Source organism: Flavobacterium anhuiense, from assembly GCF_004151235.1.
In the GTDB taxonomy this organism is placed as follows: Bacteria; Bacteroidota; Bacteroidia; order Flavobacteriales; family Flavobacteriaceae; genus Flavobacterium; species Flavobacterium anhuiense_A.
This window is the reverse complement of record NZ_JUIV01000009.1, coordinates 106,886-131,031: the sequence shown is the minus strand read 5'-3', so window position 1 is coordinate 131,031 and position 24,146 is coordinate 106,886. Positions and strand designations below refer to the sequence as shown.

Annotated in this window: 16 protein-coding genes; 15 read left to right on the top strand and 1 reads right to left on the bottom strand. The window is 35.6% G+C overall.

From position 1 onward, the window contains the following. Nucleotides 1-9: 9 nt before the first annotated feature. From NU08_RS12890 to NU08_RS12830, 13 genes are all read left to right on the top strand, one after another. Nucleotides 10-3,450, top strand: coding sequence for a hypothetical protein (locus NU08_RS12890; protein WP_129747588.1), 3,441 nt, complete (start codon nucleotides 10-12; stop codon nucleotides 3,448-3,450). After that, nucleotides 3,434-5,290, top strand: a complete 1,857-nt coding sequence (locus tag NU08_RS12885) for a contractile injection system tape measure protein (protein ID WP_129747586.1) — start codon at nucleotides 3,434-3,436, stop codon at nucleotides 5,288-5,290. Before NU08_RS12890 ends, NU08_RS12885 begins: the two co-directional genes overlap by 17 nt. 11 nt (nucleotides 5,291-5,301) lie before the next feature. Next, nucleotides 5,302-5,880, top strand: coding sequence for a hypothetical protein (locus tag NU08_RS12880; protein WP_129747584.1), 579 nt, complete (start codon nucleotides 5,302-5,304; stop codon nucleotides 5,878-5,880). After that, nucleotides 5,877-6,704, top strand: a complete 828-nt coding sequence (locus NU08_RS12875; RefSeq protein WP_129747582.1) for a DUF6734 family protein — start codon at nucleotides 5,877-5,879, stop codon at nucleotides 6,702-6,704. Before NU08_RS12880 ends, NU08_RS12875 begins: the two co-directional genes overlap by 4 nt. Before the next feature lie 11 nt (nucleotides 6,705-6,715). Then, on the top strand, nucleotides 6,716-7,576 hold the full coding sequence (locus tag NU08_RS12870; RefSeq protein ID WP_129747580.1) for a DUF6734 family protein: 861 nt from the start codon (nucleotides 6,716-6,718) through the stop codon (nucleotides 7,574-7,576). Between the two features lie 39 nt (nucleotides 7,577-7,615). After that, nucleotides 7,616-9,211: a DUF4157 domain-containing protein gene (locus NU08_RS12865; RefSeq protein WP_129747578.1), complete on the top strand. Its 1,596-nt coding sequence runs from the start codon at nucleotides 7,616-7,618 to the stop codon at nucleotides 9,209-9,211. 2 nt (nucleotides 9,212-9,213) lie between these two features. After that, nucleotides 9,214-13,482: a DUF4157 domain-containing protein gene (locus NU08_RS12860; RefSeq protein WP_242502552.1), complete on the top strand. Its 4,269-nt coding sequence runs from the start codon at nucleotides 9,214-9,216 to the stop codon at nucleotides 13,480-13,482. A 12-nt stretch (nucleotides 13,483-13,494) separates the two neighbouring features. After that, entirely contained in the window at nucleotides 13,495-14,112 is a 618-nt protein-coding gene (locus NU08_RS12855; RefSeq protein WP_129747576.1) for a hypothetical protein, read from the top strand. Nucleotides 14,113-14,298: 186 nt separating this feature from the next. Then, the gene (locus tag NU08_RS12850; RefSeq protein WP_129747574.1) at nucleotides 14,299-15,117 is read left to right on the top strand and encodes a peptidoglycan-binding protein; all 819 of its coding nucleotides are present in this window, start codon (nucleotides 14,299-14,301) and stop codon (nucleotides 15,115-15,117) included. Nucleotides 15,118-15,120: 3 nt separating this feature from the next. Beyond that, complete coding sequence (locus tag NU08_RS12845; protein WP_129747572.1) at nucleotides 15,121-16,425, top strand: ATP-binding protein; 1,305 nt, start codon at nucleotides 15,121-15,123, stop codon at nucleotides 16,423-16,425. Between the two features lie 216 nt (nucleotides 16,426-16,641). Beyond that, the gene (gene fdhD, locus NU08_RS12840) at nucleotides 16,642-17,535 is read left to right on the top strand and encodes a formate dehydrogenase accessory sulfurtransferase FdhD (RefSeq protein WP_129747570.1); all 894 of its coding nucleotides are present in this window, start codon (nucleotides 16,642-16,644) and stop codon (nucleotides 17,533-17,535) included. A gap of 81 nt (nucleotides 17,536-17,616) precedes the next feature. After that, nucleotides 17,617-19,986: an FdhF/YdeP family oxidoreductase gene (locus NU08_RS12835; protein ID WP_129747568.1), complete on the top strand. Its 2,370-nt coding sequence runs from the start codon at nucleotides 17,617-17,619 to the stop codon at nucleotides 19,984-19,986. Nucleotides 19,987-20,096: 110 nt separating this feature from the next. After that, a complete protein-coding gene (locus NU08_RS12830; RefSeq protein ID WP_129747566.1) occupies nucleotides 20,097-21,014 on the top strand; it encodes a bestrophin family protein in 918 nt (305 codons plus the stop codon). Between the two features lie 63 nt (nucleotides 21,015-21,077). On the opposite strand, the gene NU08_RS12825 is transcribed toward NU08_RS12830, so the two are convergent. Continuing rightward, the gene (locus NU08_RS12825; RefSeq protein WP_129747564.1) at nucleotides 21,078-22,010 is read right to left on the bottom strand and encodes a Dyp-type peroxidase; all 933 of its coding nucleotides are present in this window, start codon (nucleotides 22,008-22,010) and stop codon (nucleotides 21,078-21,080) included. 268 nt (nucleotides 22,011-22,278) lie between these two features. Here NU08_RS12825 and NU08_RS12820 point away from each other — a divergent pair, with 268 nt between their 5' ends. Then, entirely contained in the window at nucleotides 22,279-23,274 is a 996-nt protein-coding gene (locus NU08_RS12820) for an SDR family NAD(P)-dependent oxidoreductase (protein WP_129747562.1), read from the top strand. 29 nt (nucleotides 23,275-23,303) lie between these two features. Next, complete coding sequence (locus tag NU08_RS12815; protein WP_129747643.1) at nucleotides 23,304-24,110, top strand: helix-turn-helix domain-containing protein; 807 nt, start codon at nucleotides 23,304-23,306, stop codon at nucleotides 24,108-24,110. Nucleotides 24,111-24,146 lie beyond the last annotated feature (36 nt).

Below are 24,146 nucleotides of genomic sequence, written 5' to 3'. Positions count from 1 at the left end.
ACTATTCCAATGTCAGCTAAACTTTCAACAATAACAACACAATACCGACGATTCACAAAGAATCAGGTACTTACTGAAGGAAACCTTAATGAGGTTGTCGACTTTTTTGACGATCAGGATCGCCTATCCCGCATTTACCTGAGTGGCGTTGGTATAGTTTGCGGACTTTATCCTTCTTATAATGAAGCACAAAAAACGATTTCAATAACGCAAGGAACTGGCATAACTACAGATGGTGATCTTTTTAAGTTATATCAGGCAGATGTGTTGGGAAACAAAAAAATCGATTTTGACTCTAAAACCTACACGCATTGCAAAGTTTATGATAATACAAAAGCGGCATATAAACCTTTTTTTTATGGAGGAGCAAACCAACAATTGCCTCTTTTTGAACTCTTAACAGAAGAACAGCAAAAAAAAGAAAAGGATCCAAATTTTGCTTTAGCAGAATTTACGTCAAATACAAAATTTGATATTAAAGAAGCTGTAATTCTTTTGTATCTAGAGTCTTATGAAAAAGAATCTGACCTTTGCGTAAGCCTTTCATGCGATAATCAGGGATTGGAAATTGTAGGCAATTATAAAGTTTTAATTGTCAGCAAAGACGTTGCCAAAAAAATAATGAATTATGACAGTATGATTGGCAAAATCAATTATGTCAATTTATACTATACATTACCAGATCTAAAATCGAATAGAATTGTTCTAAAAAAAGACGATTTTGTTCACCTTGAAGCATTAAAACAAACTTTTACAAAAGGTATTTTCAAAAATAATGTAGTTAAGAATTTGCAGGATGGCTACAACAAACTTCTGACAGGCTTAAATATGCCAATAGTTTTAGATGTTATTCAAAAAAAAATAACCGAACTATTTAATTTTGATGGAGATCCAATACTTCCTTCAGATTTTCAATATCGATATGATCTCCTTAACGATCTTGTGGATACTTACAACGAAACGAGAGCGCTTTTACTCAATTTAGAGGATAGTTACTGTTATCCTGATATTAATGCTTTTCCGAAACACTTAATGCTGGGCGAACTATTCAAATCAGAACCTTGTTTTGAATTTCGTCATGCTTTCTACAAATCGCCTTTGCTTACAGGAGAAAGCCTTAACACTTGTAATGACTGCCTTGCAGATGATAAAGATTCTGAAGAAAAAGACTTAACATCAGATGAAATAAAAATATGCTATGGCGAAAACACAGCCAGACAAAGAATGTACAGTCTCATTCTAAGAAGTGCAGAATTACTAGAAAATTACAATCCGTTACATGATTTTATAAAAATTACGCCTTCATTACAAATGGGCAAATTGGGCAAAAAAGCCATTCCTTTTTACAACAATGTAACTGATTCGCTTATTAAAGCTTGGGATTTTGATAAAACCTTTTTAGGATTAGAAAAAAACAATGTCAGTTACCATGACGATTTATTGAATACTAAAAAACCGCTTGAAATACATCTTGATAGTGATTTTTATAGAATTGAAGGCCATCAAGGACGCAATTACAAAGAAGCACTAAAAGTAATCCAGCAAATTAGGCTGGATAATGGTCTTGGATTCAATATAATGATTCTGGCGGTAAATGCTAATGAATTGGATAAAACAATCCAAAAATTCACCGAGTATTATCTTAACAAAAATCATGGCTACGAGCATAAAGCAGGTGTAATTCCAGGAGGCACATTCATAATGATCTATCTGGAAGAAAAAGTACCGTATTACTATTATTACAATACCCGCAAACCATCTTTAACTGGAGACTTTGAAAAATTTACAGAAGGCATCCCTATTTTAAATCCAATTGTTGCCGATTTTTCGTTACCTTATTTGTGTTGCGACGAAAACAACATAGGCCTTAGTTTGCCAGTAGATAAAATTTGTTTTGACAGCAAAACGCCTCCTCTGCCTTTTAAAGTATCTCCATCAGGAGGTTTTGTAAAAGCCAATGTTAGACCTGATCAAAATGGAGGAATAGCCGTAAACGAATATGGCGCACTTGTTTTTGATCCAAATTTAGTCAGCAAAGAGTTGATTGGCCAACCGATAACTTTTACAGTCAACAATTTTGATACGGATTGTAAGATAACCATTTTCGAAAAACCAAAATTCGATTTTACAGCCGTTCCTTCAAAATCTCCAGGAGCTGACGAAACGGAAATCATTTTTACCATAACTGGAGAAAATATCGAAGGAAATAAATTTACTTGGGACTTTGGAGACAAAACCGATTGGATTACTGATGATAAGACAGAAATAAAACACGTATACAAGTATAATAGCGAATCGCAAAAGAAATTCACATTTGATGTTATGCTTTATGCAGACAATGGCAACTGTGATTTTAAAGTCACTCATCCTGTAAGTTTTGAAATTCCAGATCCGAAAGTATTGGTTGATGGTAAATTAGTAAACAAAATATCTTTTTGCCGAAACGATAAACCTGCGGAGCTTACCCTAGAACCTAATATAAAAGGGGCACAAATTTTAGGAGAAGGAGTTCAAGTTACATTCGGAGAAAAATATATGTTTGTTGCAGGCGATGTGTCAAAAGATGTCCAAACTGTAACCATTTTTATAGACGACAAACCATCCAATCTTACCATTACACTTTTAGATCTGCCTATTGCTAGTTTTAGTTACAATGTAGATGCTACAACAGGAATTCTAACCCTAAACAACAATTCTCAAAATGCTGCGGCCTATACTTGGCACATTGACAAGGAAGTAATTGTAACAGATAAAAAAGATCCGATAACGCGACAAACTTCCATGTATAATGAATCTTCAATCTCTGTTTCATTAATTGCTGAGGGTAAATGTGGTTCGGTAACCGATGGCCCAAGATCAATAGAGATTAGAAAAACCGTTGAAGAGAATACATGTCTTGATAATGCAGGTTTATTTATAAATAACTCCATTGGAACGATCTCCAATCTAAGAGAAATTGCTGTTGTAAATAAATTCAATAGAGAAACCAATCGCTTAATTTCTGAAACGGAAAACAGATTGGTTGAAGTTCAAAAAAATCTTGAGAGCTACATTAGCGGTAAATTAAATGATACTTTATCTGAATTATTCACGCAAGAAAATTTCAATTTAATATCCACAGTTGTTAGCACTGCCATCAAACTACAAAATCCAGAACTGATTGCGGCAGTACAAACGCTTATATCGCTTAACACCTCGTTATTTTATACGATTTTGAGATGCCAAGATCCAGAAACGCTTAAAGCATCAGAGAAACAGATTATTCCAGTAGAATTGCTTTTCAATAATTTATTTACAAGTTTTATCGAAATAAAATTCAACAGCGATAAAGATGGAACATTGAAAGCATTTTTGACTAGCATGCTGAAGGTATTTCCGAAAATCGATTTTATCATATCTTCTTTAAACATACAAATAGAAGCTCTTACAGCTAATGCAAAACTTAAATAAACATATTATCAATAAAGTTTTCCTTGAGATAAATACCAATTCTAAAGAGAAGGGATATTATCTCAAGGACAATATTGATGCGTTTTTGGAAAAAGAAGTATTCACGCTTTTAGAAAATTATTTTAACGAAGTGGATTCAAAAAATCCTTCACATAGCATACAATTAGACAAGCTCAACCTTGATATTGCTATAAATCAAAATTTAGATTTCGAAAATTTCAAAGAGCAAATCCTAAAAAATATTACCAAACAAGTTGAGGAAGTTTTTGAAAAAGAAGAGAAAAACATTGAAGGTTATAAACTTATTAATCCGCAAGAAAAGGCAATAGAAAGCTTCTTTCATTTTCTTGAAACTGGGACAAATACTTGGTGGACAACTTCAAATCATGATTTCAAAATAGTAGATAATAATAAAGCATTTGATGAAATCTTAAATAATGAGAGCTTTTCTTTTAAATGGAACAATTCTCTTCAAAAGCCAATTGTGAGAGCACGATTTATCAAACAATTTAGTGATGTCCAAATTGTAAACATTATTAAAAAGGGAATATTACTCAAAAAAAATAGCGTCGAAAGCAGAGCAAAAATAATCTGCATTGAATCAATACAAAAACAGATTGAAGCCAGCATTGCCAAAAATCAATTGATTCCAAATCAAAGGTTTTTGGTTTGGGAAATAGTTCTTTTAAACCTTTTGGAAACAAATAATGCAAGTAAAGCAATTGTAAAAGAAAAGCTTTTGAAATTGTTTTTAAGTGTATTGGAATTTCATAAAAAGAACCACTTTTTTCAGTACAAAGAACTTTATATAAAAGAAATTGAAAATCAGATAGAAAATCAAAATGAACTAGAATTATTGGCTCATCTGGATACTACTGTTTCGATTATCGAAAAAAAATTAGAGCAAGTTATTTTAAAAGAAAAAGAAACAGAGCTAAATACTATCTCAAATGATCAAGTGACGATACAAACTGAGACAGAGATAAAAAATGCAAGAGAAGCAGAAAATGAAGCAAAAATTGAAAATGCAGCGAAAGATGAAAGCGAGACCGAAATAGAAAATGCAATAAAAATAGAGAGTCGGACAGAATCAGAAAGCGATACAAAAATAGATTTAGAAAGAATTCACGAAAATAACGAGAATCTAGCGCAAGATCAGAGTTCGATTTTGTTTAAAAGCAAAGATGCTACTATTAGCGATGGTAATAAAAGTAGCGAGAGCCTATCAAATAAATCAAAAGAAGAAACTCTTAACACTCACGAAAGAGCAATTGATAAAAAGGATTCTAATTTGGAGAAAGAAAAAGTCAAAAACGAAAACCGATTTGATGAGAATAACATTATTGGCGAATCATATGTTGACAATGCAGGTCTAGTATTAATTCATCCCTTTTTGAAATCTCTTTTTGAAAATTGCAAACTGCTGAATAAAGACAATACTATAAATGATCCTGAAGTTGCCGCACATCTCTTGCATTATGTAGCCACGGGAAAAGAACAGGATTATGAAAATGCTATGGTCTTCGAAAAGTTTTTATGCAATATTCCGATAGCTGAACCTATTGAAAGAAACATTACACTCTCAGAAGAAATGAAGAAAGAAGCCTTTACAATGCTGCAAGCGGTATTAAGCAATTGGGATATTATGAAAAAATCATCGGCAGAATTGCTTCAAAACGAATTCTTGCAACGCCCGGGGAAATTAGACATTAATGGTGACGAAAGTCCTGTAATCACCATGGAGCGAAAAACACAAGATATTTTGTTAGACAAATTAAACTGGAATTTGAGCATCATCAAATTAGCTTGGAAAAAACGAATCATATATGTTAACTGGTAAATATTAGAAATATGAATATTGATAACGCCTCTTTTTTAGAATACGACAAGAAAAATATTCGCAGCCTTCAGCAAATGGCTTTAGAGTTTTTATTCAATAATGTAAATCTTTCTAAAGTAGTCTTTTGCGGAGGTGTTGCAGACTATCTCAATCTTCGCGAATATTATGACATTACCATTAATGATATCGATCTGATTTTTGAAAAGGAACTGGATTTACAGCCCATGATGAACAAATTGGAGACAAAAAGATACCTCTCAAAATATTATAAAACAAAAAATGGCGAAGCGTTGGTACATATTTTCAGAATTGGGGAAAATTCAATTAATATAGACAGCTTTCAAAGGGATTTTTTGAATTCAACTTATATGCAATCGCCTTTGTTAGGCAAAATGGTCTGGCATACCTCATTTGAAGAAAGTAAAAAAAATCATAATACTGAGATACATCTCAACACTTCAGCAGTTAAAGGTGTAGATTATCAATGGAGACGATTGTACAAGCACAGCCGTAAAGCTTCTTTGTACAACAATGTAACTTTTCTGGAAGAGAAAAACTTAATTCATACCATTAAAAAAAATATTTTATGAAGGAAGAGCCTAGAATAATTTACAGCTTAGATGCATTTCCTATCAGCAACAATAGATGGAATGAAGGCAATAAATTTAAAGAAACTATTTATTCTACTGCTCTAAGCATACTATACAGCCACTTATGGTATAAGGATATTGAACTTTATGCTGATGAAACGGCTTATAAGTTTCTGTATATGCTTCCTTGCAGAGTGACTAAAATTAGCAGCAATAAAGACGCTGTCATCTGGATGAAATCGAAGATTGATGTTATGGAAAAACAAACGAAACCTTTTATTCACCTTGATAATGACGCCTTTATAAAGAAAAAAATAAATTTTGATTTTGATAAAGTAATTGTTGAACAAAATGATTACGAACTGTACGGCATGTATCAATATCGATTGGATTTTTTTAATAAATATACTCAGGATCTAGATTATTGGAAACCCGATTTAGGATATGCTTTCAATTGTGGCGTGTTAGGTTTTAGAGACTTAGAACTTCGAGATCAGTTTTTAAAAGCCTACTATGCTTTAGAAGAAATTTTTATAAAAAATAATAATCCGGGCATAACAAGAATAGAACCTTGCATTGTTTTAGAGCAGTATAATCTGGCCGCATTATTACATCATAAAAATATAAAGCCAACCTTATTGCTGTGGAAAAAAAACCTGTTCGAAAACAGCCAGCTGGCAGATAGAATTGGTTACACGCACATTGCAGGGCAAAAAAAATACAGAATTGACATTGTTCAGGAAATAGAAAATAGGCTTTCTAAGCTGTTTCCGTATTGGTACAAAGAAGTAAAAAATGCTTTAGAGAAAGAAGGCATAGCTTAAAATAAAACGGTATGAAACAACAACACAAGATGATTTACAGCCTTGATGTGCTTCCTATAACAAACAACAGATGGAATATGGGAGACAAATTGAAGGAAACGATCTACATGACTGCTCTAAGTATACTATATAGCCAATTGTGGTATGATGAAATTGAGCTTTATGTAGACGAAATAGGCTATAAATTCCTGTATATGCTTCCTTGTGCTGTTACCAAAATGCAAAACGACAATAGAATTGAACTTTGGATGAAATCGAAAATCAACGCTATGGAACTGCAAACAAAACCGTTTATTCACATAGACACCGACATCTTTATTAAGAAAAAGATAGATTTTAGTTTTGATGATGTCATAGTAGAACGCAAAGAAGATACTTATGAAGTCCACTATAAGAAGCAGGTAGAGTTTTTTAATAGATACACTAAAAATCTTCCTTACTGGCACACCAACTTGGGCTATTCTTATAACTGCGGCATATTTGGTTTTAACGATCTCAAGCTCCGTGATGAATTTATAAAAAGCTATTACGACTTGGAGAAAATATATATCGAAAACCAAGAAGGCTTTAATTCATTAAAACAAGAAGGTTATGAAACCTGCATTTTAATCGAACAATATACGCTTGCATCGCTATTAAATTATAAAAACAATAATCCGACAATGCTTTTGAAAGGTGACAATATAACCGAACAAGGAAAACATGCCGATAGTATTGGGTATTCTCATTTTTTTGGAATGAAAAAATATGACAAATATGTTGTTGATGAAATTGAACTTCGACTCTCTAAAATATTTCCGTATTGGTATAAGCAAATAAAAAATGCATTAGAGAAAGAAGGTGTTATCGCAAATAATCTGCAGTTTGTTTAGAGAAACAAATTAGTATTTCAAAATGATAAAATAATAATCATGAGAGAGTTTGAACAAAAAAAAATAGCCCATCACTCCCCTTCTACTTTTTTTGGACCAAAAGTTCAAAAGAAACTAACCACGGGCGCTGTAGGAGACAAATATGAAGTAGAAGCCGACAATGTAGCCGATAAAGTAGTCAACAAACGCAAAACTGGAGGTTTACTTCAATCCAGAAGCGAAGAAGCTGTACAGCAAAAGCCTATTGCAGAAACCATTTCAACTGTTCAAAAAAAGGACTTGGCACAAGAACAGCCTCTGCAAAAAAAAGGAGAAAAAGAAGAAGAGAAGAAAGTGCAAAAGAAATCCGATAAGGAAGAAGATAAAAAAGTACAGAAAAAAGGAGAAAAAGAAGAAGACAAAAAAGTCCAAAAGAAATCCGATAAGGAAGAAGATAAAAAAGTACAAAAAAAGGGAGAAAAAGAAGAAGACAAAAAGGTTCAAAAGAAATCGGATAAGGAAGAAGACAAGAAAGTACAGAAAAAAGGCGAAAAAGAAGAAGACAAAAAAGTGCAGAAAAAATGTGCCGAATGTGAAAACGAAGACAAAAAGGCTCAGAAAAAAGAAGACAAATCTGTTCAAGCAAAACTAAAGGAATCGAACTCGGTTGACGAAAACGTCGAAAGTAATCTTAACAGCTCTAAAGGCGGAGGCAATGCTATGGATAAAAACACAAAGCGTGAAATGGAATCGGGTTTTGGAGCTGATTTTAGCAACGTAAACATCCATACAGACAGCAGAGCCGTTCAAATGAGCGAAGAACTGGGCGCACAGGCTTTCACACATGGTAACGATGTCTATTTCAATAAAGGAAAATACAATCCAGACTCTAAAGAAGGTAAACATCTGTTAGCACATGAACTCACACATACGATTCAGCAGACCGGAGCCAAACAAAAATCAGGAACAATACAAAAATCATCTATAGAAAACCATTCAGAAGATTTACGCGCAGAGAGACCTGAAAACCCACAATTCAAAGGCAATCCTCCGTTGGAAAAAGCCAATGACAATCAGATGCTTATTTCTGCTGGTCAAAAAGGGCAATATGTTTCAGAATTGCAGCAAGGTCTGATGAAAGCGGGTCAGAGTTTACCAAAATTTGGAGCAGACGGCGATTTTGGAAACGAAACACGAAATGCAGTAATCGGCTTCCAAACAGAAAATGGTTTGAATAAAATTGATGGTCTTGTGGGACCAGAAACTATAGGTGCGTTAGACAATAAGTTGGTCGGACTAAAAGGCGGTGATAATAATTGTTGCGGAGAAGCATTTCAATTACCGCAAAATAATAACGAATTTAATATTAATAATTCCGTTATGTCTTCCTCAACTTTTTGTTCAAAAGGCGATTTAAAAATAACCTCTACTGCAAATTGGGTTACTCCACATAATGCAAAACACTATAATATACTACTGACTGCTATACAAGGAGGAACAATACATAAAACTGGCAGAAGATATGATGTTGGCAAAACAGAAACACAATCATTTGCTGTAAAAACCAAAGATTGCATCTTCTTCAAAGTAGAGGTTCAGGTAATTAATCCTGGAGGCAGTCCAAATTTAAAAGGAAGTTTTAATGTAACCAATTAGAGATGCCAGCATTAAAGCAAATATCAAAATCAAATTCTCCGCACTCCGCGTCGCATCATGACAAGGGGAAGGAATCTTTTTTTGGTGTTCAGGCAAAATTGAATATAGGAAAATCTAACGATAAATTTGAAGTCGAAGCCGATAGAGTCGCAGACCACGTGGTGGCCAATAAACAAACGCCAAAAGCAGACTCTTTCTTTTCACCGTCACCAGTAGTGCAAAAGAAACTGGCACGCAATGTTCAAAAACAAGAAGAGAAAAATAAAGAAGTGCAGCAAAAAACAGCTGCGCAAACTATAACACCTGTTGTACAACTCAAAACGGATTTAATCCAAAACAAACTCGATTCTAGAATAACCGAAAAACGGGAAGCCAATCCCGCTTTTTCTGGATCAAAATCATTAATTCAGCGCAAGCTTGAAGATAAAGTCCAGAAAAAAGAAGAAACGGTTCAGAATAAAAAAGAAGTCAAAAAACCTGAAACGGTCTCAAAAGGTACTCCAGCAATCAAACCTTTAATTCAAAATAAAGGAGAAGAAGAAAATGTACAGCAGAAAAAAGAAGAAGAGAAACAAAACTCAGACGAAGAAAAACAACTTCAAAAAAGTGCGGCTAGCGATGCCAGTCCTAGCGATGATTCTAATATCGAGTCCAAACTAAACAGCAGTAAAGGCGGTGGTTCTCCTCTATCTGGAAAAATAAAAACCGAGATGGAATCTGGCATTGGAGCCGATTTCAGCAATGTCCGCATACATAATGACTCCAATGCTGTTCAAATGAATAAGCAATTAGGTGCTCAGGCTTTTGCTACGGGAAACAATATTTATTTTAATGAAGGAAAATACAATCCGAATTCGAAAGAAGGCAAACATTTACTCGCCCACGAATTAACACATACTGTACAGCAGGGAGCGGCAATTAGAAAAAAACCAGAGCCTATCTCCCCTGCTCCTGAAATGGTTCAAGGTTCATTCCTCGATTTAGTTCCCGACTGGATAATCGATGGTGCACGACACGTTCCGGGTTACACCCTATTTACCGTTATAATCGGTTATGACCCGTTACGTCAAATTGATGTAGAACGAACTCCAATTAATCTTGTTGAAGGCTTAATGGGACTTATTCCGTTTGGAACAGCCATATTCGATAAGCTTCAGGAATATGGAATTTTACAGCAGGTTTTTGACTGGGTAGAAGGAAAATTAGGAGAACTGGGACTAACAGTTGACAGTATTCTTGATTTGGTTGAAGAAGTTTGGAACGAAGTCTCATTTCCTTTTACTGGCATAATTGATTTAGTTACAGAAAAATTCAATGAAGTCGTTAATAGAATAACTTCTTTCGTTAGTGCAACAGTTGATCAAGTAATTACTTGGATAAAAGAAGCTTTGATTAATGTTGCTGAACCTTTATTGGCAGAAAACAAAGCTTGGTCATTAATCAAAAAAATAATCAAATACGATCCTTTACGAGATGAGGCTGTAAATGCCACAACGGTGGAAATATTAGAAGATTTCTTAATCCTGAAAGACAAGCAAACTGAACTGGAGCAGATGCGCGAAAAAGGCACACTGCAAAAAACTGCCGATTGGCTTGATACTCAGGTTGGAACTTTCAACTCTTTACTTGGCGAACTTCGCGGACTTATTACCGCAGCTTGGGATGCCATTCAGCCATCCAATTTGGTCAATATTGCAGATAATCTTTCTGCACTTGCCAATCAAGCTGGAGATTTTTTACAAAGAGTTTGGGATTTCGCTTCAGGTGTGGCATTAAAAGTATTAGAACTTGTCAAAGATTCACTATTAACATGGCTGTCTTCTCAAGCCGCTACCGTAAGAGGTTATTCGCTTGTTAAAGTAATTATCGGAAAAGATCCTTTTACACAAGAAGTCGTACCTCGCACAGTTCCAAATATGATACGAGGTTTTATGAGCCTTATGGATGGCGGAGAAGAACAATATGCGCAAATGGTGGAATCTGGTGCAATAGCCAGAATTGCAGGCGAAATTGAAGCCGCAGTAGAGACGCTCAACATGACGCCACAATCTATCATACAGCTCTTTACTGATATTTGGGATTCTATGACTATCGATGATCTCATTCATCCGATAGATGCTTTCATGAGAATCATTGAGAAATTTGGAGAACCTATAGGCCGATTAATTGCTTTTGTGGCAGAAATTGTTAGAATCGTTATTATGGCCATTCTCGAAATTATGAATTTCCCATTTGACCTTATCGGAAATATTATTACAAGAGCTTTAGAAGCGATTGATGACATCAAAAAAGATCCAATTGGTTTCTTAAAAAATATACTGCGAGCACTTAAACAAGGATTTGTACAATTCTTTGACAATATCGTCACACATCTAATCAATGGTGTCACTGGCTGGCTGATGAGCGAGTTGAAAGATGCTAATATTCCAGTTCTAACTGATTTCTCTTTACGCGGTGTTATTACCTGGATTATGGAAGTGCTGAATATCTCGATGGAAAGAATCTGGGAAAAACTAGCCGCGCATCCTCGCATTGGTCCTGCAAGAGTAGCTAGAATCCGCAGTATGATTAATACGCTTGAAGGCATTTGGACATTTATTAAAGATGTTCAAGAACGCGGTATGGCGGCCATTTGGGACAAAATACAAGAACAGCTGAGCAATTTATGGAATACCGTTCTCGATGCCGTGAAAAACTTTGTCATGGAACGTATTGTCAATAGAATTACAGCCAGACTTTTAAGCATGCTTGACCCAACGGGAATCATGGCCGTCATAAACGGTGCTATGGCATTCTTTAATGCAATTCAAAGTTTTATAAAATACTTGCGCGAAATGCTCGAAGTGGTCAATTCGTTTGTTAATGGTGTAGCCGATTTAGCTCGAGGAAATGTTGCTACAGCCGCAGATTATCTAGAAAGAACCATGGGACAAGCAATGCCTGTTGTGATAGGTTTCTTGGCCAATCAAGTCGGTTTAACTGGCATTGGAGCAAGAGTTGGCGAAATGCTTATTGCTGTTCGTCAAATGGTTGATGAGGCGTTGACTTGGTTGGTAAACAGAGCTGTAGATACAGGAATGGCATTGTTAGACAGAGCTATGGCAATGGGTGCAAGTGTAAGGGATGCTATTTTGGGATGGCTCGGAATAAGAAAAGAATTTGTTGCTGATAATGGCGAAAATCATACTTTATATTTTACTGGAGATGAAAATGCTCCTGTTTTAACTATAGCTAGTAATCCAACAGCATTTACAACATTTATAACTTCAGTTGATGTTGGTAATGATCCTGTGAAAACAAATTCTAAAGCTCAAGCCTTAATTATTGCTGGGCAAATTGATGCTAAAAAGAGAGAATCTGTTGCTGCACCAACTCCTGCGGAAGAAAATGCAAATAGCGAAAGAAAAAAACGAGAACTTGAAGCCTTATTAAACCAACTAAGTAACCATGCAAAATCTCTTTTTGGCGTGTCAGATGCTGACTTACCCGAATCCGTAATTGATCAACAACAAGAAAGCAAAGGTGGCGATATCGTTGGTAAGAAAATGACTGCATCAATACTTACAAAAAAAGGTCCTGCAGGCTCAGAACCTACACAAAGAAGTCATGCTTTATTTGACAAACTTGCCAAACGCAAAAATGGAGGAAGTAGTTATTACATTAGAGGTCATTTATTAAATCATAACACACATGGCCCTGGAACATGGGAAAACATGACTCCATTGTCAAGAGAAGGAAACAGTGCACATGAAGGATCTGTAGAGTCACTTGTTAAAGCAGCTGTTCAATCAGGAGCAATAGTTTTTTACTCTGTCGAACCAAAAAATTATATTGGAAATTTAAATACGCCAAATGATGCAGATCCTACAATTAAAGAAATTAGAGAAGCAGAACAGTTTGTACCAAGAACTTTAGATTGTAAAGCTGTATTACTTGAAAAAAATGGAAATAATTATACTGAAAAAGCTGGAGGTAATATTGCTACACTTTCTGTAAATAATCCAGTTGACACAAATATTAATTCATACGAAATAAGCACTACAAGCAGAGCAAGAGTTAGCATAATAAATAGTTCAATAGATGATCTAGTAAACAATACGGTTGGAATTAGAAGCGGAACTATGACTGCTATCCAAAATAAAGCAAAAACCATTGCAAATCTTAGATTGTATAATCAAATAAAAGACGAATTTCCTGATACACCTGAAAATGCAGTTATTAGAGCTGCTATTAATTCACTTCAAGCATTATCAAATGTTGTTATTAATTAAAAGAACAAACCCATGGAAAATATTTTTAACAAAATAGATTTAACATTTCTAGAAATTAGCCAAAACGAAAAAATAAATAAACAAAAACAGGATTTTAATTCTTCTGCAAATAATGACCTCATTTTAGAAGGACAAAAAGCAGGCTTAGATCATAACACATTATCTTTTTTTAAAGAATCAAATGGATATGAGATGAGTTGGGAAAAAGATTCTCAAGGCAATATTTCGGGAAAAATTAATATTTTAAAATTAGAATACATTCTAAAAGGTATAAAAAGTAATTACCCCAGCTTATCAGATAAGGATCCTCTTTATAATTTCCATCCTATTGATCAATTTACAGATGAAGCTCATTGCGGTATTTTTATAAACAGCATCGCTAATAATCGAATGTTCTTTCACAGAGATGGAGAATCTGAAACTATTGATTTAATGATTGATTTTAATGCTTACATGGAGCTAGCATTAGAAGCAAGAGGATTTTTTTATTGGCAAAAGTATATCATTGAAAAACTATATGATATCTCAAGCCCAGAAAGTGAAAGTTTTAAAAAACATATGTCTGAAATATTTACTGATTTTAAACTTGAAAGTTTTGATAAGAAATATGAAAGCTTGAAACTTAAATAAAATATGAACACTCTTCTAAAAAAGTCTTCAAGTAATAAAAAAAGAATATGCAAAGAAAAAAAATGACATAACCTCCACTAGTGAAACATAAGGAGAACTTTTTATTATGGCTATTTTGGCCACGAAAATAAAAACTGGAGAGGTTGTAGAGACAATAATTTTAAAAACATTTAAAACACTAAAGTCATGCAAAAAACATTCTACCAAAAAGAACTGCTTATTAAAGCACCACAACAAAGAAACGGAGCAAACAACAACAAGAAAGACGTCGAAAAAATTCAGTCTTGGCTTAATTTATTTGCTATGCAGAATCCAGGCTCAGGAACGTCAACGGGTATCGATGGCGATTTTGGTCCTGCAACAGAAAAGGCAGTATTGAATTATCAAAAATTTAATGGTTTGCCTCAAAACGGAAATGTAGATCAAAGCTTATTCGATAAACTGGCATCGCCACTCAAAAAAGCTTTTGAAAGTCCGATATCTGGAAGTAATCTGAGAGAATTGATTCTGAATACAGCCAAAAATCATCTCAAAAATCAGCCTTTTGAACTTGTCATAAACAACCAAAGCAATACTGGACCGTGGGTTCGAAGCTATATGGATGGACACGAAGGAACGGAATGGTTTTGGTGCATGGGTTTTGTTCAGGCTATTATAGATCAGGCGGCTTCTATTCAAGGAAAAAATTTCAAAACGTTAATGCCGCTAACCTATAGCTGCGATACTGTTGGAACAACTGGTCTTCAGAAAAAAATATTAACTCGCTATCAAACGGCCAGAACCAATTCCGCTTTGATAAAACCCGGAGATATTTTTCTTCTTCAAAAAACGCCAAACGACTGGATTCATACCGGAATTGTAACTGCCGTTCATGCCGATACCATAGAAACTATTGAAGGCAACACAAATTCTGGCGGTTCTCATAACGGAAACGCTGTGATGGACAAAATCAGAAATTATAAACAATCTAAGCTTGATTTTTTCTCAATCGAATCATTAGTATAGCAAATGGAAAATGTATTTACCTATATCAAAAACCAATTCGTATTTCAGCTTGATGCTTTATTTCAGGCCGAAAATCCAACGGAAAAACCTGTTTTAAATCAGCTTGATGCGAATGATTTTATTGACGAATTTATTATCGAAAATAATCTTTCAGAAATTGATATTCTTATCTTAGGATTAGCTCTGGTTCCGCATTTGAAACCCGATTTTTTGAGTTCGATTATTGCCGAATATTTGCCAAATGGCGGCGAACTGCCTGAGTTTGGCGGAATCAAAACAAAAAATCATCGAGGAATTCTGCCAACAGGCGAAACGGCTCAGTTTTTAGTTGCTGGAAATGATCTCGAAAACCGAATCGCATTTTATAATTTCCTTCACAATCAATCTTTTTTATATAAAAAAGGAATTGTCAAAATAGAATCTGTTCCAAATGGCGAACCTAAACTAAGCGGTCTATTAATTTTAGAAGATGAATACATCGAAAAATTCATAACTGGAAAAATCCTAAAACCTCAATTGAGCAGCATTTTCCCTGCCCAATTAATAGAAACGCAATTAGATTGGGACGATTTGGTCTTGAATTCTAACACCTTAAATCAGATAAAAGAAATTGAAACTTGGCTTAAATTCAACGATATTCTGCTTCACGAATGGAATATGAAAGCCAAAATAAAACCCGGTTTTAGAGTAATGTTTTACGGTGCGCCAGGAACAGGAAAAACACTTACTGCTTCGCTTTTAGGAAAATATACCCAAAGAGATGTTTATAGAATAGATTTGTCGATGGTGATTTCGAAATACATTGGGGAAACCGAAAAAAACCTGTCTTCTCTTTTTGACAAAGCAACTGATAAAGATTGGATTCTATTTTTTGACGAAGCCGATGCCGTTTTCGGAAAAAGAACCAATGTTAGAGATGCGCATGACAAATATGCCAATCAGGAAGTTTCATATTTATTACAGAGAATCGAAAATCATCCTGGATTAGTGATTCTGGCCTCAAACTTTAAAACGAATATTGATACTGCTTTTACTCGTAGATTCCAATCTATAATTGAGTTTGAAGTGCCTTCTTATGGCGAGCGTTTAAGATTGTGGCAAAATAATCTTCCAAAAGGAATTAAAATTGCTGAAGATGTAAATCTCAATGAACTTTCAAAAAAATACGATATTACAGGCGCCAACATTGTCAACATTATTCAATATGCCTGCTTGAAAACTTTAGAAGATCAAAACAAAAGCATCAATCTCAATCATTTACTTCAAGGAATTAAAAAAGAATACGCAAAAGAAGGAAAAATGATGTAATTCAATATCACTTCAGATCTTTTTATAACCTTATGTAAAAAGCATAACTCCATTTATTATAGATTATAAATTACAGTAAATAGATTTCCTAAAAAATCAGATTATCAATAAATTAAAATCCACTGCATTACTTTCATTCAATTAATATAAGTTGCAACGTGACTTTTCAATCTTTTATTTTAGTAAATTTACTAGTGTTTATAATAATCGATTTACATGGAAATCACTAATATAGGTCCTGTTTCTGTCAAGGATGTGCCAATCACAAAGATCAATGCTTTTAATAGCGAAGCAGTATTGGATATGCTTTCAGTTGAAGAGCCGCTGGAAATAAAGATTCTGTACGGACCCGAAAATCAGAGAACTCAAAAAAACATCTCTGTGACAATGAGAACTCCAGGTAATGATCATGAACTCGCTACAGGTTTTTTATTCACTGAAGGAATTATTCCTTCATATAGTATTATTAAAGAGGTCAGCCATTTAGCAGGACAATGTACAAGACAAAAACAAAATTCCATTCAGGTCGAGCTCAGAGAAGATTTTATTCCTCAATTAATGCAAGCTGACCGAAATTTCTACACTACTTCAAGCTGTGGGGTTTGCGGGAAAAGTTCAATTGAATCTATAAAAACAGTAAGTGCGTTTAGCGTTAAAAATAAAACTGTCTTACATCTTTCTAGAGAAATCTTGTCTCAGCTTCCTCACAAATTAAGAACGGCACAAACCGACTTTTCAAATACTGGTGGTATTCATGCGTCTGGATTATTTTCTGTTGATGGAGATCTTATCCTTCTTCGTGAAGATGTGGGAAGGCACAATGCCCTAGACAAACTAATTGGATCAGCATTATCAGCAGACTTGTTGCCCCTTAATAAACATATTTTGCTGCTGAGCGGAAGAGCAAGCTTTGAGCTAATCCAAAAAGCAGCTATGGCTCGCATATCGGCTGTTGCAGCAATAGGCGCACCATCAAGTCTTGCTGTCGATCTAGCAAAAGAATTTAACATGACTCTTATAGGATTCCTCAGAGAAGATAGATTCAATGTCTATAATTCCTCTGATGTTGCACCCATACTGATTTCTGATTTAGAGAATAAGACTGTTTAAAAATCAATAAAATATTTCCAAATAGAGCGAAAGCAACATTATTCACAAATTTCACAAAGTGCCAATTAATACCAAAAAGCGATGAAAAAGGATCAAAACGAGAAAAGTAGCAATGGAGAAAATATAAAATCACCAGACGCTGAAAACCCATATAGACTTTTAGATCTGAAATTAACAAAAGTTGAAAATTGGGCGGCGGGAGTTCCAGCCGTGGTAGCTGCTTTTAGCGATCTTATTGAAGAGAAAACCTTGGTTAGAGGAACAAAAGCTCTCTTTAAGATGAATCAGACTGGCGGTTTTGACTGTCCGAGCTGTGCGTGGCCCGATCCTGATGATGAACGGTCTTCTTTGGGCGAATATTGTGAAAACGGTGCTAAAGCACTGGCTGAAGAAGCCACTACAAAAAAAATTACTGCCGATTTTTTTAAAGAAAACTCTATTTATGATCTCGCCCAATTAGACGATCATCAGATAGGAAAAATGGGCAGGCTGTCTGAACCCATGTACCTTCCCGAAAACGGCACTCACTATGAACCTATAAGCTGGAATGATGCATTCAAAAAAATAGCGCAACAGCTCAATACGCTCGAATCGCCAGATCAGGCCGCTTTTTACACTTCTGGAAGAACGAGCAATGAGGCTTCTTTTCTTTATCAGCTCTTTGCCAAAGAATATGGCACCAACAATATGCCAGATTGCTCCAATATGTGCCATGAAACATCTGGAACTGCTTTAAGACCGACAATTGGAATCGGAAAAGGCACTGTTACTCTGGACGATTTCTATGATACAGATCTCATTATAATCATTGGTCAAAACCCTGGCACGAATGCCCCTAGAATGATGAGCGCCTTGGCAAAAGGCAAAAAGAACGGAGCAAAAATTATTGCCATCAATCCATTGCCAGAAGCCGGTCTGATGGGTTTTAGAAATCCTCAAGAAATTAACGGAGTTCTCCGAAGCGGGGTTAAACTGGCAGATCTATATCTTCCTGTAAAAATAAATGGGGACATGGCTCTTTTAAAAGCTCTTGAAATTATCTTAATTGAATTAGAAAAAAACAACCCAGGAAAGGTATTCGATGCTGATTTCATCAGAGAAAAAACAACAGGATATGATGCCTTTACAGAGCAGTTTAGCCGCTATAATCTTGACGATCTTGCACAGCTTTCAGGTGTTTCTAAAGAAGAACTTTATCAGGCTGCGGAAATGCTCGCATTCAAAAAACGAATTATAGTTTGCTGGGGAATGGGACTAACCCAACAGCCTAATGGTGTTGATATGATTAGAGAAATTCTTAATATCTTACTCCTAAAAGGAAGCATAGGCAAACCTGGCGCTGGTGTCTGTCCTGTACGCGGACATAGCAATGTACAAGGAAACAGAACTATGATGATCGATGAAAAACCTACCGACGAACAGCTTGACCGTCTGCAGGCATTTTATGGTTTTAATCCGCCGCGTAAACATGGATATGATGTTGTTCGTGCCATTAAAGCAATGCATGACGAAAAAGTAAAATTACTTTTCTGCATGGGAGGCAATTTTTTATCTGCAACCCCCGATACATCTTACACAGCCGCAGCATTAAGAAAACTAAATTTGACCGTCTGCGTGTCTACCAAACTTAATCGCAGCCATCTCATACACGGACGAGAAGCCTTAATACTGCCAACATTGTCTAGAAGCGATATTGATATGGTTAATGGTCAGGCGCAGTTTATATCGACAGAAAACTCTATGGGTGTGGTTCAGTCTTCAAAAGGCATACTTAAACCTGTTTCTGATCATCTTATTAATGAAACTCAGATTGTCTGCAGAATGGCCATGGTCACATTGGGAGAGAAATCCGTGATTAACTGGATGCGTTATCATGACAGTTATGACGCAATAAGAGATGACATCGAAAAATGCATACCTGGATTTGAGAATTATAACATAAGAGTGCGCGAAAAAGGCGGTTTCTATCTCCCAAATGCAGCTCGCCACGGAGAATTCATAACAAAAGAATTTGGAGATCGAGCACCATTTACCTTAACAGAAGTGCCACAAAATGAACTTGAAAACGACGAATACATGATGGCAACAACTCGCACGCATGACCAGTTTAACACCACAATCTATGGTCTTGATGACCGCTATCGTGGCATAAAAAATGAACGCAGGGTAATCTTCATGAATCAGAAGGATATTGACAAAGCAGGCTTCAAAACTGGCGATAAAGTTGATTTGTTTAATTATGACGACAATATTGAAAGGATTGCTCCGCTTTTTATCATTGTTTCATATCAAATACCTGAAAAAAACACTGTCACCTATTTCCCAGAAACCAATGTTCTAGTATCTGTAAATAATGTGGTGAAAGACAGCAATATGCCAGCGTCCAAATATGTAAAAATTAAAATCAGGAAACACGATCCTGAAATTTACACTAAAATTAAACAATTGTAATTTCACTAAATTAATAGCGTGCCATTGCCTTTAAAAATAGTTCTCAGATGCCAATTCGTTTATATTTGCAACCGAAGTGCTGTTTTTAAAGGAACTCGAATAAATTGATTATGATAATAAAAAGTAAAGATAACTGGTTTAAAATGCTTTTTGTCTGGCATGGTTCGGTGCTGCCTCGTTTACTGCCAAGATTAGCTGTACTATTTCTGATGTCTCTAGCCATCGTATATTTTCACGGAATTATCTTCTCATTTAAAATTCCTCTTAATCCGGCACCACTCACTTTGTTTGGTTTTGTGTTGGCTCTGTTTCTAGGATTTCGCAACAATGCTAGTTATGACAGATTCTGGGAAGGTCGAAAACTTTGGGGAGCCTTATTGAACGATACAAGATCATTAGCAAGACAAAGTCTGACTTTAACAGATCCTAAAACAGATAATATACAGATAGTGGAATTTATTTCCCTGCTTCGCACTTTTCCTTATGCTTTGAAACATCAGCTAAGAAATACAAGTCCTGATGAGGATTTGAAAATGCGTCTCACAGAAAAACAGTTGGCAATAGTTTCTGAGGCACGCTATAAACCTATTGTTTTGACAAAACTTATGGCAGAATGGATTGGAAAGGCAAAACAAGAAAACAAAATTGATTCTATCCAACAAGCGCGTTTTGATGAAAATCTCGATGCTTTAACTACTATTGTGGGAGGTTGCGAAAGAATTGCCTCTACTCCTATACCGTTTTCTTATCGTGTTTTACTGCACAGGACGGTATATATTTACTGTTTTCTGCTGCCATTTGGATTAGTAGACAGTTTGAATTGGCTTACTCCCTTTATTGTAGTATTCATTGCCTACACTTTTGTTGCTTTTGAGGCAATTGCCGATGAAATAGAAAATCCTTTTGGAACAGAACCCAATGATTTGGCCTTAAATAGCATGTGCCATATGATTGAAAATACGGTATGTGAACTCGCAGGAATAACTTTGAAAGAAACGACAAAATCAGCAGCGATCATTATTGATTAAGGCTTTACTTATGCCTTAATAAATCTAGCTAATTTCACTATGAAATAAATTTATCAAAAAAAATCACTCGCCAAACTGATCTAGCATATCCAAAGTTGGTACAAAAAATAATGTTCCCGTTTGCGCTGTGCTAAAATCCAAAATGCGATCGTAATTGCCTGGCGGATTACCAATAAACATATTTTCCAACATTCTTTTTGTAGTGCTGAATGTGCTGGCGTAAGAAATGAAATAGGTTCCTGCAACACCTTTTGAAGGATTTCCAAATGGCATATTGTCCCTCACAATTTTAAGTTCATCACCATTTTCATCTGTAATGGCAGTAAGAGCGCTATGAGAATTTGACGGTTTTACTTCATCAGACATTTCAATATCATCCATTTTAGATCTTCCAATTACCTTTTCCTGTTCTTCTGTTGAAAGACTTTTCCAGTCCTTCATATTATGCAAATACTTCTGAACAAATAGGTAACTGCCCCCTTTGTATGCAGGATCCTCATCTCCTACTACGGCAAAAAACTCTCTTTCTTCTCCTATTGGATTTTCAGTGCCGTCGACAAAACCGATTATAGAACGCCCGTCCCAATATCTAAATCCGTGGACTTCTTCGAGACACTCAGCATTCGGCCTTAGTACATCACTGATTGCCATGGCCATATCAAAACAAATAGCTTCATTTTCTGCTCTTAAATGAAAATGAAGGTCTCCAAAAGTGGCTACTGCAGTGTGTTTGATCCCTACAATAGGCTCAAAATTAACCAATTCCTTAGGCAGCGGATTTGGCATTCCCAGTCTTATCCATGCATCATGACCAATTCCCATCACACAACTGGTACGTCCGTCAGGCCTTCTTACAGCATAAGAATTATTTAAGTTACCTACTAATGAACAGAGTTTCTTAAATACAGCTGCCGCATCGGTCTGATCTTTAAATTTCCAAACCATAAAAATCGTATTCTTATTTGGGTAATCTGTAACGTTTTGAGACTGATTCATTGTTGCTGATGTTTAATTGCCATTCAAATATAAAACTAAAATTTCGAAGTAAAAAGATCCATCGTCCAATAAAACCTACAGTTACAGCTAGGTATTCCCTAAAGCAAATCAGTCACATCTATTTCATTTATATGATGCCAAATTCTGAATTAAAAGTTCAAAACTTAATTCGGACGTTTAAACAAAACATATTCGGACGTTTAAACAAAATGACCTTACAGTATCGCACATAACTTTGCCTCATCATAATAACTTAAATAAAATTAAAATGGAACAGAACAATTATCAAGGTGCACTTCAGAGAGCTTTAGGTTCAGGATTTAATGCATCATCAACAGCAGAGGAAATAATTAGAGGAATTGATCTTCAGGGAAAAACCGTTATTGTAACTGGAGGAAATACGGGTATCGGATTACAGACCGTAAAAACGCTTTCTCAAGCGGGCGCTCAAATCATAGTGCCGGCAAGAGACATAGAAAAAGCAACAAGAAATCTGGAAGGATTATCCAACGTAACAATTGAAGAAATGGATTTGATGAATCCAGACTCGATTGATGCTTTTGCCCAAAAGTTTATCCTTACTGGCAGACCGCTACACTTGCTGATAAATAATGCCGGAATTATGTGGGTGCCTTTACGAAGAGATCATCGCGGATACGAATCACAGCTGGCAACCAATTATTTGGCCGTATTCCAACTTACGGCAAGACTATGGAGTGCTCTCAAAAAAGCAGACGGAGCCAGAGTGGTAAATGTTTCATCAGGCGGACACCAATTTTCTGATTTTGATTTTCAAGATCCTAATTTCCTAAATCGAGAATATGAAACTTTGACTGCTTACGGACAGTCCAAAACAGCTGTAAACCTTTTTTCAGTAGAATTGGACAAAAGAGCAAAACATCACAACGTGCGCGCTTACTCCTTATGTCCAGGATCAGTGGGAGAAACTGAATTAGGAAGAGAAGCTCCTGTTGATTTATTTCATAAACTAGGATTCAGCGATGCAGAAGGAAACATACTGCCAGAAGTTGCCGCATCCTTAAAAACAATTCCACAAGGCGCAGCCACGACAGTTTGGGCAGCTACGAGCAAACTTCTTGATACGATTGGCGGAGTATATTGCGAGAATGCAGATGTAGCAGATTTAAATTCTGATGTATCCATAATCGGCGGAATCAAACCGTATTCGCTAGATAAAGCAAATGCAGAAAAATTATGGAAACTGAGCGAAGAAATGACAGGCATAACATTCAATATCAGTTAAAATTGGTATCTTTAAACCGCACAGGCATTATGGAATATCAGGTAAATTATATCACAAGCGAAATAAAACTTTCCAACTACACTGGCAGACTCTTCAAAACAGAGGCTGCCTTTGATGACCATTTGCTTGTGTGGCTGATTTCGGGTGAAACAAAAATTATTCAAGCAGATGAAAGTTTTATATTTGGCGCTGGCAGCACTTTTTTAATTCCGCGAAACCAACTCGCTACAATAATCAATACCCCAAAAGACGGTTTACCGCACCAAGCTGTTGCCATGCATCTTTCAGCTCAAAGACTTAAGGATTTTTATAGCCATGTAAATCCTGCACCAAAGATTTCTAAATCAAGCATTTTCAGTTTTGGCCAGCATCCTCTGCTTTCTAGCTGTATGGCTTCGCTGATTCCTTATTTTGAAATGCAGGAGAGCTTTCCAGAAAATATAGCTTCACTAAAAATTACTGAGGCCATTACAATTCTTAGAACTATAAATAAAGATATTGACTCTATTCTATCAGATTTTGCTGCACCAGGCAAAATCGACTTAGCCGCTTTTATGGAAAAGAATTTTATGTTTAATATGTCTCTGGAAAAATTTGGCTATCTGACAGGCCGAAGTCTTACTACCTTCAAACGAGATTTTTACAAGGCCTTTAACCTGACGCCTCAGCGTTGGCTAACCAAAAAAAGGCTAGAAACGGCATACTATCAGCTTACAGAGAAAAATAGAAAACCTTCTGATATTTATTATGAAATCGGATTTGAGAATCTATCCCATTTTTCCTTTGCTTTCAAAAAACAATTCGGCTGCTCCCCTACCGATCTAACTAAAATATAAAGGCGTTACTTTATTTCATAAAAAAGACAGATATTG